Origin of the sequence: Lichenicola sp., from assembly GCF_965198575.1 — a bacterium.
In the GTDB taxonomy this organism is placed as follows: domain Bacteria; phylum Pseudomonadota; class Alphaproteobacteria; order Acetobacterales; family Acetobacteraceae; genus Lichenicola.
On record NZ_OZ240671.1, the window covers coordinates 1,693,572 to 1,709,854 of the forward strand.

11 protein-coding genes are annotated in these 16,283 nt (G+C 68.8%); 8 read left to right on the forward strand and 3 right to left on the reverse strand.

Annotation, left to right across the window (positions count from 1 at the left end):
* Positions 1-87: 87 nt before the first annotated feature.
* From ACOEQ2_RS07810 to ACOEQ2_RS07820, 3 genes are all read right to left on the reverse strand, one after another.
* Entirely contained in the window at positions 88-4,869 is a 4,782-nt protein-coding gene (locus ACOEQ2_RS07810) for a beta strand repeat-containing protein (protein WP_419730809.1), read from the reverse strand.
* Between the two features lie 143 nt (positions 4,870-5,012).
* Entirely contained in the window at positions 5,013-6,557 is a 1,545-nt protein-coding gene (zwf, locus tag ACOEQ2_RS07815; protein ID WP_419730810.1) for a glucose-6-phosphate dehydrogenase, read from the reverse strand.
* Between the two features lie 48 nt (positions 6,558-6,605).
* Complete coding sequence (locus ACOEQ2_RS07820; protein WP_419730811.1) at positions 6,606-8,864, reverse strand: glycoside hydrolase family 15 protein; 2,259 nt, start codon at positions 8,862-8,864, stop codon at positions 6,606-6,608.
* A gap of 192 nt (positions 8,865-9,056) precedes the next feature.
* On the opposite strand from ACOEQ2_RS07820, the gene ACOEQ2_RS07825 reads away from it, so the two are divergent.
* From ACOEQ2_RS07825 to ACOEQ2_RS07860, 8 genes are all read left to right on the forward strand, one after another.
* Positions 9,057-10,088 (forward strand): aspartate-semialdehyde dehydrogenase, encoded by a 1,032-nt coding sequence (locus ACOEQ2_RS07825; protein WP_419730812.1) that lies wholly within the window; start codon positions 9,057-9,059, stop codon positions 10,086-10,088.
* Between the two features lie 122 nt (positions 10,089-10,210).
* Positions 10,211-10,468: a hypothetical protein gene (locus tag ACOEQ2_RS07830; RefSeq protein WP_419730813.1), complete on the forward strand. Its 258-nt coding sequence runs from the start codon at positions 10,211-10,213 to the stop codon at positions 10,466-10,468.
* 24 nt (positions 10,469-10,492) lie between these two features.
* Positions 10,493-11,854, forward strand: a complete 1,362-nt coding sequence (locus tag ACOEQ2_RS07835; RefSeq protein ID WP_419730814.1) for a DNA-processing protein DprA — start codon at positions 10,493-10,495, stop codon at positions 11,852-11,854.
* Positions 11,855-12,008: 154 nt separating this feature from the next.
* Positions 12,009-12,464, forward strand: coding sequence for a succinate dehydrogenase, cytochrome b556 subunit (gene sdhC / locus ACOEQ2_RS07840; RefSeq protein ID WP_419730815.1), 456 nt, complete (start codon positions 12,009-12,011; stop codon positions 12,462-12,464).
* A gap of 4 nt (positions 12,465-12,468) precedes the next feature.
* Positions 12,469-12,882 (forward strand): succinate dehydrogenase, hydrophobic membrane anchor protein, encoded by a 414-nt coding sequence (gene sdhD / locus ACOEQ2_RS07845; protein ID WP_419730816.1) that lies wholly within the window; start codon positions 12,469-12,471, stop codon positions 12,880-12,882.
* A gap of 64 nt (positions 12,883-12,946) precedes the next feature.
* Positions 12,947-14,758 carry a succinate dehydrogenase flavoprotein subunit gene (gene sdhA, locus ACOEQ2_RS07850; protein WP_419730817.1) on the forward strand — a complete coding sequence of 604 codons (1,812 nt, stop codon included), beginning with the start codon at positions 12,947-12,949 and terminating at the stop codon, positions 14,756-14,758.
* Between the two features lie 36 nt (positions 14,759-14,794).
* A complete protein-coding gene (locus tag ACOEQ2_RS07855) occupies positions 14,795-15,577 on the forward strand; it encodes a succinate dehydrogenase iron-sulfur subunit (RefSeq protein ID WP_419730818.1) in 783 nt (260 codons plus the stop codon).
* Between the two features lie 33 nt (positions 15,578-15,610).
* A complete protein-coding gene (locus ACOEQ2_RS07860; RefSeq protein ID WP_419730819.1) occupies positions 15,611-16,273 on the forward strand; it encodes a tyrosine-protein phosphatase in 663 nt (220 codons plus the stop codon).
* Positions 16,274-16,283 lie beyond the last annotated feature (10 nt).

Sequence of the window (16,283 nt, forward strand, 5' to 3'; positions counted from 1 at the left end):
GAAAACCGGCGCCTGCCCGTCACGAGAGGCCGCGATCCTGCCGGGCAGCTTTATCCGATCGAGAAGCGGAGTCGATCGGATGATGCTCTAGCCGAACAGCGCGCCGAGTTGGCTCGACGTCATTTCGTAGATCTGGGCGTTCGAGAAGGCTGCGAGCTGCTTCGCCCGGTAGGCGGTCAGCTGGGTGGTGGTGACCGCCGTGACCTGCGCCTCCGACAAGGCGCCGACAGCGCCATCGCTCAGGGCGGTGAACTGGCCGGTGCCGAGCGAGGCGATGTCTGCGGTGGACAAGCCAGGCATCTGGTCCGACCCGAAGCCGGCCACGGTGTTGGAGAATGCCGCGATCTGGCTGGTCGTCAGCACGGCGATCTGGTTGGGGCTCAGGCTGGCGGCTTGCGCTGTGCTCATCCCGGCGATCTGGGTGGTGGACAGGGCGGCAATCTGCGCCGGCGCCAGGGCCAGCAGCTGGATCGCGCCCAGGGCGGCGACCTGTGACGTGGAGAGCACCGCCACCTGCGCCACGCCGAGCCCGGTCGTGCCGGAAAAGGACAAGGCGGCGATCTGGCCCGTCGAGAGGGCGGCGATCGACGTCGTGGAGAGCGATCCGACCTGGTCCGAACCGAGCCCTGCCACCTGCGTGGTCGTTAGGCTGGAAACCTGTATTCCGAAGCCTGCAAGGGTGGCGGTGCCGAGGCCGGCGATCCCGGCAGCCGACAAGGCCGCGAACTGGACGCTGGTGAGCGCGTCGATCGTCGTGCTGGACAGCGCGGCAACCTGCGCCGAGCCAAGCCCGGCAAGCTGGGCCGGCTGCAGCGAGGTGATCCGGGCTGCGGTCGCATTGACGTCGAGACCGCCGATCGCGGCCGCCGACAGCGCCTGCAGCGTCGCATCCGGCAGCGCGTCGAGCTGGTCCGACGATAGCGCAGCCACCTGGCCGGAGCCGAGCGCACCGATCTGGGCGGTCGTGAGCGCATCGAGCTGATCGGTGCCGAGGCCGCCGATCGCACCGGTGGAGAGCCCGCTGACGCCACCCCTGGAAAACGAGACCAGCTGCGCGCTGGTCAGTGCATCCACCGCATCCGGGAGCAGGGCGGCGGTCTGCACCCCGTTGAGGGCGCCGAGCTGCGCGGTGGTCAGGGCGGTAAGCTGCGCCGTCCCCAGGCTGGCAAGGGCAGCGGTCGAGAGGCCACCGATAGCAGCCGTCGAGAGTGCCACGAGCTGTCCGGTCCCGAGGGCCGCGATGATACCGGCCGGGAGTGCGGCGGCCTGGACCGACGTCAGCGCGGTAAGCTGCGTCGTGGTGAGGCCGTCGATCTGGAGCTCGTCCAGCGCGCCGATATTCTGGCTCCCGAGCGCCGCGATCTGAGCGGTACCAAGGACCGAGAACTGCGCGGTGCTCCAGGCACTGGTTCCAGTCGAGCTCAGACCGGCGATCCCGGTGGGCGAGAATGCTGCAACCTGAACCGGGGTCAGCGAGGCAATGTCGGCAGTGGCAAGCGCCGCCGTTTGCAACCCGCTCAAAGCTCCCATCTGGATCGTGGTCAACCCGGCCGCCTGCGTCGGGGTGAGTGCCTGCAGCTGCAAGCTGGTCAGGCCGGTGACGGCGGCAGCGGACAGGGCACCGATCTGGGTGCTCGACAGTGCCACCATGTCGGCGGTCCCGACGGCCGCGAGCTGGGTCCAGCCGAGTGCGCCGATCTGGCTCGCGGACAGGGCGGCGATTGCATCGGTGGTGAGGCCCGCGATCCCCGCCGTGGAAAGCGCCATGACCTGGTTGGTTGCAAGACCAGCGATGTCGGCGGTGGAGAGCGCGCCGATCTGCGCCGAACCGAGCGCACCGACCTGGACACCGGTCAGGGCGCCGACCTGGGTGGTGGTGAAGGCCGTCAGCTGGCTGGTCGTGAACCCGGCGACTGACTGGGTGGAGAAGGCCGAGATCTGGCTGCCGCTGAGCGCGTCCAGGATGGCCGTCGACAGGACGGCGGATTGCGCCGGCAGGAACGCGGCAACCTGGGGCCGGGTCAGGCCGACAGTCTGGGTGGTGGACAGCGCGCCCAGACCGGCCGCGGTCAGTCCGCGGATCGCATTCGGGGACAGCGCCGCGATCTGGCTGGAGCTGAGGGCGGCGACGCTGCTGCCGGGCAAGGCTGCGAGCTGCGCCGATCCGAGCGCCCCGAGCTGGCTGCTGCCGAGGGCGGCGACCTGGTTCGATGCCAGGGACGCGACCTGTGCCGGCTGCAGCGCGGCGATCTGGCTCGGCTTGAGGGCGCCGAGCTGATCGTTGCCGAGCGTGTTGAGGGCGATGCTGCCCAGGCCGCTTACGCCGGCGGCAGAGAGTGATGCGGTCTGGGCAGTGGTCAGCGCCGTGACATCGGTGACGGACAGGGCCGCAACCTGCGCCGAGCCCAACGCGCCGACCTGGCGGATGGTCAGCGCGCTGATCTGCGCCGTGGTGAAGGCCGCGACCTGGTCCGTCGTCAGCGCAGCGATGTCGGAGGGCGGGATCGCGGCGAGCTGGGCGCCGTCGAGTGCGTTCAGGGCTGCGGTCGGCAGGGCGGCGACCTGGTTGGTCCTGAAGGCGGCGAGCTGGCCGGTCGTCAGCCCGGCCACCTGATCGGTCGAGAGGACCGCGAGAGCGCTGCCGGTCAGGCCGGTGATGGCGGTGTTGGAGATCGCGCCGAGCTGGGCGGATGTCATTGCCCCCGTGAAACTGCCCGGGATTGCGGCAAGCTGGGCCGGCGTGAGTGCGCCGATCTGGCTGTCGCTCAGCAGGCCGACCTGGCCCGCGCTCAGGACTGCGACCTGGGCGGGCTTGAGGGCGGTGACCTGTGACGGCTTGAGGGCGGCGATCTGGCCGGCGTCGAGGGACCCGATCGCGGTGCTGCTCAGGCCGCTCATCGCCACCGGCGACAGTGCCGCGACCTGGGCGGTGGTCAGGGCTGGCAGATCGGCAACGGGCAGCGCCGCAACCTGGGCCGAGCCCAGTGCGGCGATCTGGCGGGTGGTCAGCGCGCTGATTTGTGTCGAGGTGAAGGCGGCGATCTGGGTGGTCGTCAGTGCCGCGATGTCGGACGGCGGCAGGGCGGCGAGCTGGGCACTGCCGAGCGCGTTCAGGGTTGCGGTCGGCAATGCCGCGACCTGGACAGCCCGCAGGCTGCCGAGCTGGGTGGGGCTCAGGCCCGCCAGCTGATCGGAGGAGAGTGCCGCGAGATCCGACGCGTTGAAGCCGACGATGGCGAGGTTGGAGAAGGCGGCAAGCTGCGTGGAATTCAGCGCCGGGATCAGGCTGGCGGGGATGGCCGCGACCTGCACCGCGCTGAACGCACCGATCTGTCCGGCGCCCAGGCCGGCAACCTGGGGAGATGTCAGCGCCGCGACCTGCACCGGCTTGAAGGCTGCGATCTGGGTTGGCCTCAGGGCGGCGATCTGAGCGGTGCCGAGGCTGCCGATCGAGGTCGTGGTCAGGCCGGAGATCCCTGCAGGCGACAGCGCCGCCATCTGGCCCGGGGTCAGTGTGACGAGATCCGCAACCGGCAGCGTCGCAATCTGGCCTGAACCCAAAGCACCGAGCTGCCTGACGGTCAGGGCACCGGTCTGCGCCGGGGTGAAGGCGGCGATCTGGGTAGTCGTCAGCGCGGCGATGGCTGCATTCGAGAAGGCCGAGAGCTGTGAGGCGGTCAGCGAGTTCAGGCTTGCGGTCGGCAGTGCTGCCACCTGGAGCGGCCGCAGCGCCGCGGACTGGCCGGGGGTGAGGCCGGCAAGCTGGCCGGTATCCAGTGCTGCCAGGTCGGCGGTGGTCAGTCCGGTCACCGCGGCGGTCGAGAATGCGGCCAGCTGGGTCGAGGTGAGAGCCGCGATATCGGCGGTCGATAGCGACGCAGCCTGCGAGACATTGATCGCTCCGACCTGGCTGGCGGTCAGGGCACCGGCCTGGATGGCGCTGAGCGCGCGGACCTGGGCGTTGCCGAGACCGGTGATCGCCGCAGTGGAGATCACGCCGATCTGGCTCACCGACAGGGCGGCAATGCTGGCGGTGCTCAGGGAGGCGGTCTGGACCCGGCTCAGGGCGGCGACCTGGCTGGTCGAGAGGGCGGTGATGGCATCGCCAGACAGGCCGGAGATGCCGCTCGGCGAAAATCCCGACACCTGGGCAGTCGTCAGGCTGGCAATGGCGGCAACGGGCAAGGCCGCCACCTGCGCCGACCCGAATGCCGCTATCTGGCCGCTGCCGAGCGCGCCGAATTGGGTCGTGGTGAACGCTGTGAGCTGGGCGGTCGTCAACGCCGCGATCGCCTGCCCGGATAGTGCCGACAGCTGGCTCGCGCCCAGGGAATTGAGGATCGTCGTCGACAGGGCCGCAACTTGTGTTGGCCTGAGTACGGCGATCTGGGCGCGGGTCAGGCCGGCAGCCTGGGTGGTCGAGAGCGCATCGAGGTCGCCGGTCGTCAGTCCGCCAAACGCGTTCGGAGACAGCGAGGCGAGCTGGCCCGAGCCGAATGCCGTGAAACCGCCCGGGGCCACGGCGGCGAGCTGCGCGCCGCTCAGGGCCCCGATCTGCACCGGCCTGAGGGCGGCGAGCTGCGTCGGCGCCAACGTGCCGACCTGCGTCGGTCTGAGGGCGGCGACCTGCGCCGGCCGGAGGGCAGCGATCTGGTCGGTGCCGAAGGCTGAGATGGCGCTCCCGCTCAGGCCGGAGATCCCGGTGGGCGAGAACGCGGCAACCTGCTGCACGCTGAGGGAGGCGATATCGGCACCGGTCAATGCCCCGGCCTGAGCACTGCCGAGGGCCGCGATCTGGGCGGTCGTCATGCCCGCCGGAGTGGTGGCTGCCTGCAGCGCCACCGTCGCGGCGACGCTAACGGCCTGCACGGCATCTCCGGAGGCGCACGGGCAGTCGGTGTGACATCAGGAGAGTGTGACGACGAACGGTAAACGGAACCTTAAGATCGTCGGGAAGGCGCGCGTATTCCTGACGCCGCCACGAGCAGCGCCAGGCTCAGGGAGTGGCCGCCCTAGTCGCGGTCGAGCGGCATCCAGGCGCGGCCGTCGCGTGCGAGCAGGTCCTCGGCACCCTTCGGCCCGGCAGTGCCGGCCTCGTACAGCTCCGGCCCGCCCTTGTCCGCTTCCCACGCCTGCAGCGCCGGATCGACCACACGCCAGGCCGCCTCGATGTTGTCGGCGCGCTGGAACAGCGTCTCGTCGCCGGTCAGACAGTCGTACAGCAGCGTCTCGTAACCGACGTTCGGTGTCAGCTGGAACGCGTCCTCGTAGCGGAACCGCATCTCGACGCCGCCGAGATCCATCTTCGGACCGGGGATTTTCGCGCTGATGCCGAGCGTCACGCCCTGGGTCGGCTGGATGTTCAGGGTCAGGTTGTTCGGCGACAGCTTGTCGACCGGCGTATCCTTGAACATCGCAAACGGCGCCTGGCGGAAATGCACGACCACCTCGGTCAGGCGTCCGGTCAGCGACTTTCCGGTGCGCATGTAGAACGGCACCCCGGACCAGCGCCAGTTGTCGATCTCGAGCTTCAGCGCGACGTAGGTTTCGGTGTTGCTGTCCTTCGCCACCCCGGGGCTGTCGCGATACGCGGCGACGTCGCGGCCCTGCACCTTGCCCGCGGTATATTGCCCACGCACCGCATTCTCCGGCGTCATCGGCCGGATCGCCTCGAACAACTGTTCCTTGGCCGTTCTGACGGTTTCGGCAGAGAACGAGTTCGGCGGCTCCATCGCAACCATCGCCAGCAATTGGAACAGATGGTTCGGCACCATGTCGCGCAATGCACCGGTCGGCTCGTAGAACGCCCCGCGCCCCTCGACGCCCACGGTCTCGCACGCGGTGATCTGCACGTGGTCGACATACTCGCGACGCCATAGCGGCTCGAACACACCGTTGCCGAACCGCATCGCCAGGATGTTCTGCACCGTTTCCTTGCCGAGGAAATGGTCGATCCGATAGATCTGGCTCTCGTCAAGAACCTTCAGGATCTGCTCGTTCAGGGCGCGTGCACTCTGCAGGTCGGCGCCGAACGGCTTCTCGATGACGACGCGCCGGAACGCGTTCTCGCCCTGGGCCACCAGCTCGACCTTGCCGAGATTCTCGACGATGGTGCCGAAGAACCGCCCGGCCACCGCGAGATAGAACACGACGTTGCCGTGCAGTTTCTGTTTCAGCTGGCCGAGCTGGTCGAGGTTGGTGAAATCCGCCTGCACATACTCGAACTTCGAGGTGAGCTTGCCCCACCAGTCGGTGTTGATCTGCGGCGTGTAGAACTCGGCGTTCGGATCCTTGGTGAACTCCTGCATCGTCTTGCCGAGCTCGTCGATCCAGGCCTGGTTGCTGCCCTCGACGCGGTCGACGCCGATCACCGAGAACCCATCATCCAGCAGCCCGGCGCCGGTGAGGTTGTAGAGAGCCGGCATCAGCAGGCGCTTGGTGAGGTCGCCATGGGCGCCGAAGATCACCAGCGTGCAGGGAGGCGCCTTCTCGGTCGCCGGCGCGGCCAGTTTCTCATGGGCCGTGTGCGGCGAAGAGACGTGTCCGATCGGGTCCATCAACGGCTCCATCAAGGCTATGGCGTGTGCCTGATCACAACGCCGGGATCAGGATAAGTTCGTCCGTTCGACCACGGCGATGTGATGATCCACCCCGAGCCACGACCCGCTGTTCCGGTCGCGCCAGGTGAACACGACGCGCGCCCCAGGCACCAGGGCAGCGGTCGGCAGTTCGGCCACGAAGATCCCCAGCCCCACCGGCACCACCGGCGTGTCCTGGATCCGCACCCAGCCATCGTCGCTCCAGTGCAGGTCGGCGGCGACCGGCAGTTCGACGCGCAGCACCCGACCGGCCGGCATCTCGCGGAGCTCGTGATCATGGCGCCAGCGGGCGATGCGGGTCGGGGTGTCGGTCCCGGCGTAGCGCGCGCGAGCATGCGGGAGCGCGCAGAACGACCGTCCGTCCGCGATCGAGCGCAGCAGCTTGACGTGCTCGGCGTGGGTCCAGAGATGCGGCATCACCATGCCGCCGCGGCCGCCCTCGTTATCGACGCGCTCCGGCAGCATTCCGCCCTCGCCGGCGCAGGCCTCGAAGCTGGCGAGCAACGCCCGGGCTTCCGCGTGTTGCCCGGCCAACACCGCCAGGGTCGCCCGTTCGGCGGTCAGGACCGGACGGGGCGCCAGTCCCTCGTCGCCGCGCACGCACCAGCCGGGACCACCCGGCAGGTCAACCCGCAGGGCTGCATCGATCGCCGCGAGGGCCCGGGCCAGACGCGGATCCTCCACGCCGAGGACGCCAAGCACCGCCAGCGAGACGATGTCGGGATCGGCTTCGGCAGGTCCCGGTTCCAGACAGAGTTCGTCCAGCAGCGATTCGACGACGTCACGCACCGCGTCCGCGGTGTCCTGCAGGAACTGCTGCAGGTCCGGCTCCGCGGCGCGCCCGGCCCAGTCCGCAGCCGCCAGGAGAGCCACGACCTGGGTGCCGAGCGTGTGCAGCTTCAGCCCGTCGCTGCGCCCCCAGCGATCCTGGCCGGCCAGCGGATCATGCCGCGCCAGCGCCAGTCCGGCCGCCCGCACCATCGGCCAGACCTGGGAGAATTCGGCGTCCCCCAGCAGCCCCTGGCGCCGGGCGAGATCCGCCAGCAGCACCGGCTGGGCGGTCTCGTCGAGCTGCAGCCCCTGCCAGGCGGGCATGCCGTCCAGCCAGAAGTTCTGCGGCCAGTGCCCGTCGGGTTCCTGCACCGTGTGCAGATAGAGCAGCGCCTCCAGCACCGCCGCGGTGTCGCCGGCCGCGAGCAAGGCCGTGGTCGCCGCGACCACGTCGCGTGCCCGCACCAGGTGGCATGCTGCCGGGTAGTCGCTGTTCTGCAGCGCTGCCCACGGCACGCCCAGGCTGGCAATGCGTGCCCCCGGGACCGACGGGCACTCGTGGGTGCGGATCACCATCAGGCTGGTGTGGTAGCCGGCCGCGGAGCTGCCTGCCGCATCACCGTCGCCCCTGACACCATCCCCGGGTGACGACCCGATCAGCCCGGTGCCGGCGAGCCAACCGCTCCAGCTGGCGACATATTCCGCCTCGAGCTCGTCGAACCGGTCGAGCAGGCCGGCACGCGCACGCATCGCCGCTTCGGTCCAGATCCGTCCGAAGGCGAGCGAGATCACCAGCTCCTGGCCCGATCCCTCGAGATCGAGCTCGCCGGTCAGTGCCACGTTGCCATTGATCGCGCGCTCGTATTGCCAGGTCATCTGGCCGTGCCGCGACAGGTCCTGCCAGCCATCGCTGATGCCGGCATATCCGGCAGACCGGGCGCTCCAGCCGCAGCTTGCCGCCAGCGCCACCGCCGTGCCCTGCGCCTCGGCGAACAGCATCTCCTGGCCCTTGTAGTCACCGACCCAGGCAGTCCCCATGCCGGTGACGTTGACCAGGTGCGGCGCCAGCAACGCGAACAGCCGCAACGGCGGGTTCGCGGTCCCGTCAGGACCCGTCGGCGCCAGATCCTCCAGCCGCACATGCTGCAGCACCGCCGGGCGACGCGGATCGGCGATGATGCGCTTGTGCAGGCGGAAGCGGCCGCCCTCGTGCGTGCCGGTCAGGCGATAGGCCGGGACACCGGGGTGCAACGGCTCGATCGTGCTGACGCAATGGCGGCGCTCCTCGGCGAACAGCGACCCACCATCGGTCACGATCAGCCCGAAATCGCGCACCGAGGTCTGCTCGATGCGCGGATAGGCGATCTCGTTGAGGATGCCGTTGCCGAGGGTGAACCACACCCGGGAATCGTCGCGCAGGCTGCGGCCGATCCCGCTCTTGCCGATGGGCTCCCAGCGCGGTGGCTGGCCCGGTTCTCCAGGCGCATCCGCCATACAGCGTTGTCTCCTGAGTCGCCGATTGTGGCAGAAACGCGGCAGGGAAAGCAGCGGTTCCGTCGGCGCTCGATGCTGATTTCTTGCACGAAGCGGGCGTGGCGGGCTAGCAGACCCCATCTCGGACCAGAACACCCGGCCCAGACCGCTTGGCGGAACCTGGCCGCCCGAGGAACCACAGGGACCAGAATCATGGGTTATCGCGTCGCCGTCGCCGGGGCCACAGGAGCGGTCGGGCGCGAGATCATCAAGACGCTGGCCGAGCGCGATTTCCCGGTCGACGACATCGCCGCCTTGGCCTCCGCCCGCTCGGTCGGCCAGGAGATCAGCTTCGGCGACAAGCGCGTGCTCAAGGTGGCGAACCTCGAGACCTTCGACTTCAAGGGCTGGGATATCGGCCTGTTCAGCCCGGGGGCCGCGATCTCGGCGGTGCATGCCCCCCGCGCCGCCGCCGCCGGCTGCGTGGTGATCGACAATACCAGCCAGTTCCGGATGGATTTCGACGTGCCGCTGGTGGTGCCCGAGGTCAATCCGCAGGCGCTGCAGCGCTTCACCAAGCGGCGGATCATCGCCAACCCGAACTGCTCGACGATCCAGCTCGTGGTCGCGCTGAAGCCGCTGCACGACCTGTTCACCGCCAAGCGGGTGGTGGTCTCGACCTACCAGGCGGTCTCCGGCGCCGGCAAGGAGGGCATGGACGAGCTGTTCGTGCAGTCCAAGGGCAGCTTCGTGAACGATCCGCCGACCGCCGAGCAGTTCACCAAGACCATCGCCTTCAACGTGATCCCGCATATCGACCGCTTCATGGACGACGGCGCCACCAAGGAGGAGTGGAAGATGGCGGTCGAGACCCGCAAGATCCTCGACCCCGACATCGCGGTGATCGCCACCTGCGTGCGCGTGCCGGTGTTCATCGGCCATTCCGAGGCCGTGGTGGTCGAGTTCGATGAGCCGGTGGACCTGGAGCGGGCCCGCGAGGCGCTGCGCGACGCACCCGGCGTGATCCTGCACGACCATCGCGAGGATGGCGGCTACGTCACCCCGATCGACTGCGCCGGCGAGGACGCGGTCTATGTCAGCCGGCTGCGCATCGACCCCTCGGTGCCGAACGGCCTCGCCTTCTGGGTGGTGGCCGACAACCTGCGCAAGGGGGCGGCGCTGAACGCGGTGCAGATCGCCGAAACGCTGATCGCCCTCGACCTGCTGGCAAAGAAGGCCGCCTGAGCCCGCTGCTCTCCCGCCTCGGGATTGGCGGACCCAGGCGGCCGCCCGAGGCCTATTATGTCTGGCGGCCGGGTGCGCCGCCGGCCCGTCCGCCGCGTGCGCGCTGGCCGATCGTGCTCGGCATGGTCACGGCGATCGCGGCGCAGGGTGCGCTGTACCTGGCGCTGCGTCACCTGGCGACCGCATACATGCCGGCCTGGGCCCACCACCTGCATCATCACCAGGGCCCGATGCCCTGGCCGACGCTGGTGGGTGTCGATGTCGTGAAGGAGAAGCCGGCGCCGGTGGATCCCCGAGCGGCGCCCGCCTTGCCACCGCCGGTGCTGATGCCGGCGCCGCCGATCACCCTGCCGCCGCCGGAGCTTGGTCCGGTCCGCTGACGATCCGCCTCATTCGAGGACAAAATGTCCATTACGCCGCAGACCCAGGCCCTGCTGCTGCTCACCGGGCGCTTCGGCGACCGGGCCGGAGCCATGCCTGCGTCCCGGCCGCTCGACGATGCGCAATGGACGCAGCTGGCCGTCTGGCTGAAGAAGCGTGGACTGCAACCGGGCGATCTGCTTGCGGAGGGTGCATCGATGCATCTCGCCGCCTGGGATGACCTGGCTCTCCCGGCGTCGCGTATCATCGCCCTGCTGGAACACCGCGCCGTGCTGGCACACTCCATCGAGCGTTGGGACGCGGCCGGGATCTGGGCGATCGGCCGGGCGGACCCCGATTATCCGAAGCGGCTGAAGCGGCGCCTGCGCGGCGATGCACCGCCCGTGCTGTTCGGCCACGGCGACAGGGCATCGTTGAACCGCGGCGGCCTGGCGCTCCTGATCGGTGAGGATGCCGCCACGGCGACCAGGGATTTCGCCAGGCGGCTTGCGGCGCAGGTTTCCAGACCGCTCTCGGCGATCGTCGGCGCGGGTGAACTCGACAACCCGGTGCTGCGCGATGGGCTGGCCCCGGGCGGGTATCTGGTCGTCGTGCTGCGCGGTGGCCTGCTGCGAACGGTGACCCGCGGCACCGAGAGGCATGGTGGGGCCGTGGATGGCGACCGGCTGCTGCTCGTCTCCGCCGCCGCGCCGGACCGCGCCGTGGATGAAGTGGCCGGGGCGGAAGCGGTCGCCGAGCGCTGCCTCTACGGGTTGTCGGATGCCGCGATCCTGCTCGGACGCCGCCGCGAGGGCGACCGTGCGGCCGGCCTCGCCGAAGCGCTGGAACACGCCTGGGTGCCGATCTGGGTGGCCGGCACCGACCACGAGGCGCGCCGGCTGCTGCGTCTGGGCGCGCATCCCTGGCCGGGCGCCGAGACCCCGCTGCGGATGCTGCTGACGCCGCCGCATCCGGCACCCGGCCCGCACCCCGGTCACATGCTCCGGCCCGACGACGGCGACAGCTTCGCCGGGCTGCCGCCGATCGCCAATCCCGGGCCGGTGCTCGTCCAGGCTGCCGGCTTCGCGGAACAGCTGCCTGCGCTGAAGGCGCCCGAGGGTGGCCAGGCCAGGGCGCGACTGAGCCTGGTTCCACCGGCGGCAGGCAGATCCGCGCCGACCCAGGTCTCCCCGTCCGCGGCAGGTGCGGCGCTGTTCGACGCCTTCGTGGCGCAACTGACGCCGCTGCTGGGACGCCGGCCACTCACCCCGGAGGCGATCGCCGAGGCGCTGGAGCTGGCGCCGGCACAGGTCGAACTCTGGCTGCAACGTGCCGAACGCGCCGGTCTCGTGCATCGCGATACAGCCAATCGGCTCTACCAGGTGCGGCATCCCGGCAGATCATGACCCGCATCCGCATGGTGCAAAGCATGCTGGCTGCGTTGACCGTCTGTTTGCCTCGTCGTAGGACCAAGGTGCCATCGAGGCCGTCGGTTCGTCCGAGGCCGCATCAGGCCGGCCGCCCGCCCCGGGCCACATCAGGAAAGTATCCGGCGCGCCCATGAAGGATGTCCGAGACGCGCTGTTCGTGGCGCAACGCAGCGACGGCACGCTGGTGCGCCGCCCGATGTCGCCGCACCTGCAGGTCTATCGCTTCCAGATGTCGATGTTCCTGTCGATCGCCAACCGGATCACCGGCGTCGCCAGCTCGTTCGGCACGCTGCTGCTGGTCTGGTGGCTGGTCGCCGCGGCGAGCGGGGCTGCCGCCTTCGCGACGGTGCAGCGGGTGGTCGGCAATCCGCTCGGAATGATCGTGCTGTTCGGCTGGACCGTGGCGCTGGTCTATCACTTTGTCGCCAGCCTGCGGCATCTCGGATGGGATGCCGGCTTCGGGTTCGCCAAGCCGACCTACCGCAAGACCGGTATCGCCTCGATCGTTGCCACCGTCGTCCTGACCGCGCTCATCTGGGCGGTGGGTTTCAGCCTCTGGCACAACGTGCCGGCGGCGGGGGGCTGAGCCGATGGCCGACAAGCCCTTCCACGTTGAAACCATGCGCTCGCAGCTCGGCCAGGTGCGCGGCCTCGGATCCTCCAAATCCGGCGTCGAGCATTGGTGGGTCGAACGCCTGACCGGGATCGCGCTGATCCCGCTGACGATCTGGTTCGTGGTCTCAGTGCTGCTGCTGCTCGGCGCGCCGCAGATCGGCGTCGTGCACTGGGCCGGGCGGCCGGTGAACACGGTGCTGCTGCTGGCGCTGGTGCTGCTGACCTTCCACCACATGCAGCTCGGCCTGCAGGTGGTGATCGACGACTACGTGCACGACAAGCGCGCCCACCTGGCGATCTCCCTGGTCAACAAGGGCGCGGCGCTGCTGCTGGCTTTGTTTGCAATCGTCGCGATCCTGAAGATGGCCTTCTGGCCTGTGGCCGCCTGACTCCCTATCTGCAACGGCGTAGCGCCGGACGCTCCCGCCCGCAGGTCATTGGAATGAGTGACAGATGAACGCGATCACGCTGCCTTCCACCCGGGCCTATACGGTGGTGGACCATGCCTACGACGTGATCGTGGTCGGAGCCGGCGGGTCCGGCCTGCGCGCCACCCTCGGCATGGGTGCGGCCGGTCTCAAGACCGCGTGCATCAGCAAGGTGTTCCCGACCCGAAGCCACACCGTGGCCGCTCAGGGCGGCATCGGCGCTGCCCTCGGCAACATGGCCGAGGATAACTGGCGCTGGCACATGTACGACACCGTGAAGGGGTCGGACTGGCTCGGCGACCAGGACGCCATCGAATACATGTGCCGCGAGGCGGTGCCGGCGATCCAGGAGCTCGAGCATTTCGGCGTGCCGTTCAGCCGCACCGAGGATGGCCGCATCTACCAGCGCCCGTTCGGCGGTCACATGTCGGATTACGGCAAGGCCCCGGTGCCGCGCGCCTGCGCCGCCGCCGACCGCACCGGCCACGCCATCCTGCACACGCTCTACCAGCAGTGCCTGAAGCACAACGTCGAGTTCTTCGTCGAGTATTTCGCCCTCGACCTGATCATGGACGAGGACGGCGCCTGCCGCGGCGTCATGGCCTGGTGCCTCGAGGACGGCACCATGCACCGCTTCCGCGCCAACATGGTGGTGCTGGCGACCGGCGGTTACGGCCGCGCCTACATGAGCTGCACCTCGGCACACACCTGCACCGGCGATGGCGGCGGCATGGCGATGCGCGCCGGCGTGCCGACCCAGGACATGGAGTTCGTGCAGTTCCATCCGACCGGCATCTTCCCGGCCGGCTGCCTGCTGACCGAGGGTTGCCGCGGCGAGGGCGGGTACCTGACCAACGCCGAGGGCGAGCGCTTCATGGAGCGCTATGCCCCGACCGCGAAGGACCTTGCGTCCCGCGATGTCGTGTCGCGCTCGATGACCATCGAGATCAATGAAGGCCGTGGCTGTGGTCCGAACAAGGACCACATCCTGATGCATCTCGAGCATATCGGCGCAGAGCTGCTGCATGAGCGGCTGCCGGGCATTTCCGAAACGGCCCGCGTGTTCGCCGGCATCGACGTCACCAAGGATCCGGTGCCGGTGCTGCCGACCGTGCATTACAACATGGGCGGCATTCCCACGAACTACCACGGCGAGGTGATCCGCCCGACGCCCACCAACCCCGACGCCACCGTGCCCGGGCTGATGGCGGTCGGCGAGGCCGCCTGCGTGTCGGTGCATGGCGCCAACCGGCTCGGCACCAACTCGCTGCTCGACCTGGTCGTGTTCGGCCGTGCCGCCGCCAATCGTGCCGCCCTGCTGATCAAGCCGGGCGACAAGGTGGCACCACTTCCGGACCGGGCCGGCGAGGCTTCGCTGGATCGGCTCGACCGGCTGCGTCACGCCAGCGGCGGCACCCGCGTCGCCACCATGCGCGAGGAGCTGCAGCGCACCATGCAGGCGCACGCGGCAGTGTTCCGCAGCTCGACCAGCCTGACCGAGGGTGTCGACAAGATGGATCGGCTCTGGACCGGTCTCGCCGACATCAACATCGCCGACCGTTCGCTGATCTGGAACAGCGACCTGATGGAGGCGCTGGAATACGAGAACCTGATCGCCAATGGCACGGTCACGATGGTCAGCGCGGAAGCGCGAAAGGAAAGTCGTGGCGCGCAGGCGCATGACGACTATCCGGATCGCGATGACGCCGAATGGATGAAGCACTCGGTCTCGTATCTGGGAGACAACGGCGAGGTGTCGATGGCGTATCGCCCGGTGCGGATGCAGACGCTGACGAACGAGGTATCGGTGTTCCCGCCGAAGAAGCGCGTTTACTGAGACACCAGCAGGCAACTGGGATCCGAAGGACTTTTCATGGTCGAGTTCAGCCTTCCGAAGAACAGCAAGATCGGCAAGGGTCGCATCTTCAAGGCGGCTCCCGGCGCCAAACGGGTGAAGGAATTCAAGGTCTATCGCTGGAACCCGGATGACGGTCAGAATCCGGTGCTGGATACCTACGAGCTCGACCTCGACCGCATGGGACCGATGGTTCTCGATGCGCTGATCTACATCAAGAACGAAGTCGATCAGACGCTGACCTTCCGTCGCTCCTGCCGCGAGGGCATTTGCGGCTCGTGCGCGATGAATATCGACGGTGGCAATACGCTCGCCTGCCTGAAGCCGATCGAGGAAGTGAAGAAAGCGGTTGCGATCTATCCGCTGCCGCACATGCCGGTGGTCAAGGACCTGGTGCCGGACCTGACCGCCGCATATGCGCAGTTGCGGTCGGTCGAGCCTTGGCTGAAGACCGACACCGCCGCACCGCCGGACGCCGAGCGCAAGCAGAGCACCGAGGAGCGCTCCAAGCTCGACGGCATGTGGGAATGCATCCTGTGTTTCTGCTGCACCACCGCCTGCCCCAGCTACTGGTGGAACGGCGACAAGTATCTTGGGCCGGCAACGTTGCTTGCGGCGTATCGCTGGATCGCCGACAGCCGCGACGAATATACCGGCCAGCGCCTCGACGCGCTCGAGGATCCGCTGAAGCTTTATGCGTGCCGGACCATCATGAACTGCACCCAGACCTGCCCCAAGGGCCTCAATCCTGCAGAGGCCATCGGCAAGATCAAGCAGTTGCAGCTCGAGCGGAAAGGCTGATCCGCTCCCGCCGGATCGCCTGCCGAACCTGAGATGTTCGACCGTACCCTGACCACCGGCGCGGACCGACGAGCGGCCTGGCGTGACAGCCTGCTCGTTGATCATGCGCTGTTCCGCACGCTGTGGACCAACTTTGCGGAAGTCGTGCCGGGCCGGGTATTCCGCGCCAACCATCCGACGCCGTCCCACCTCGCCCGCTTCGCCCGCCGCCACCATCTGCGGACACTGGTGAACCTACGCGGCCACCGTCAATGCGGCTCCGATGCGCTGTCGCGGGAGGCGGCGCCGCGGCTCGGGTTGGCGCATGTCGACATGGCGTTTGAAAGCCGGGGTGCCCCGCATCGCGACCGCATCCTTCGCTTCGCCGGCCTGTATCGCGATCTTGCCTTTCCGATCCTGATGCACTGCAAGTCGGGCGCCGATCGTGCTGGCCTGGCTTCCGGGCTGGTCCTGATGTTCGAGGGCGGCACCGCTGAACAGGCGCTGGCACAGCTTTCCTGGCGCTACGGCCATTTCAACCGCTCGCGCACCGGCATCCTGGACGCCTTCTTCTGGCGCTACCGCGCCGACGCGGAAGGCCGGCTGCCGTTCCTCGACTGGGTCCGCGACGAGTACGATGAAGCTGCCCTCAAGCGCGATTTCGTCGCCGGCCGCCTCTCGAGCTTCCTGACCGACCAGGTTCTGCGCCGCGAATAATCTGGTCGGA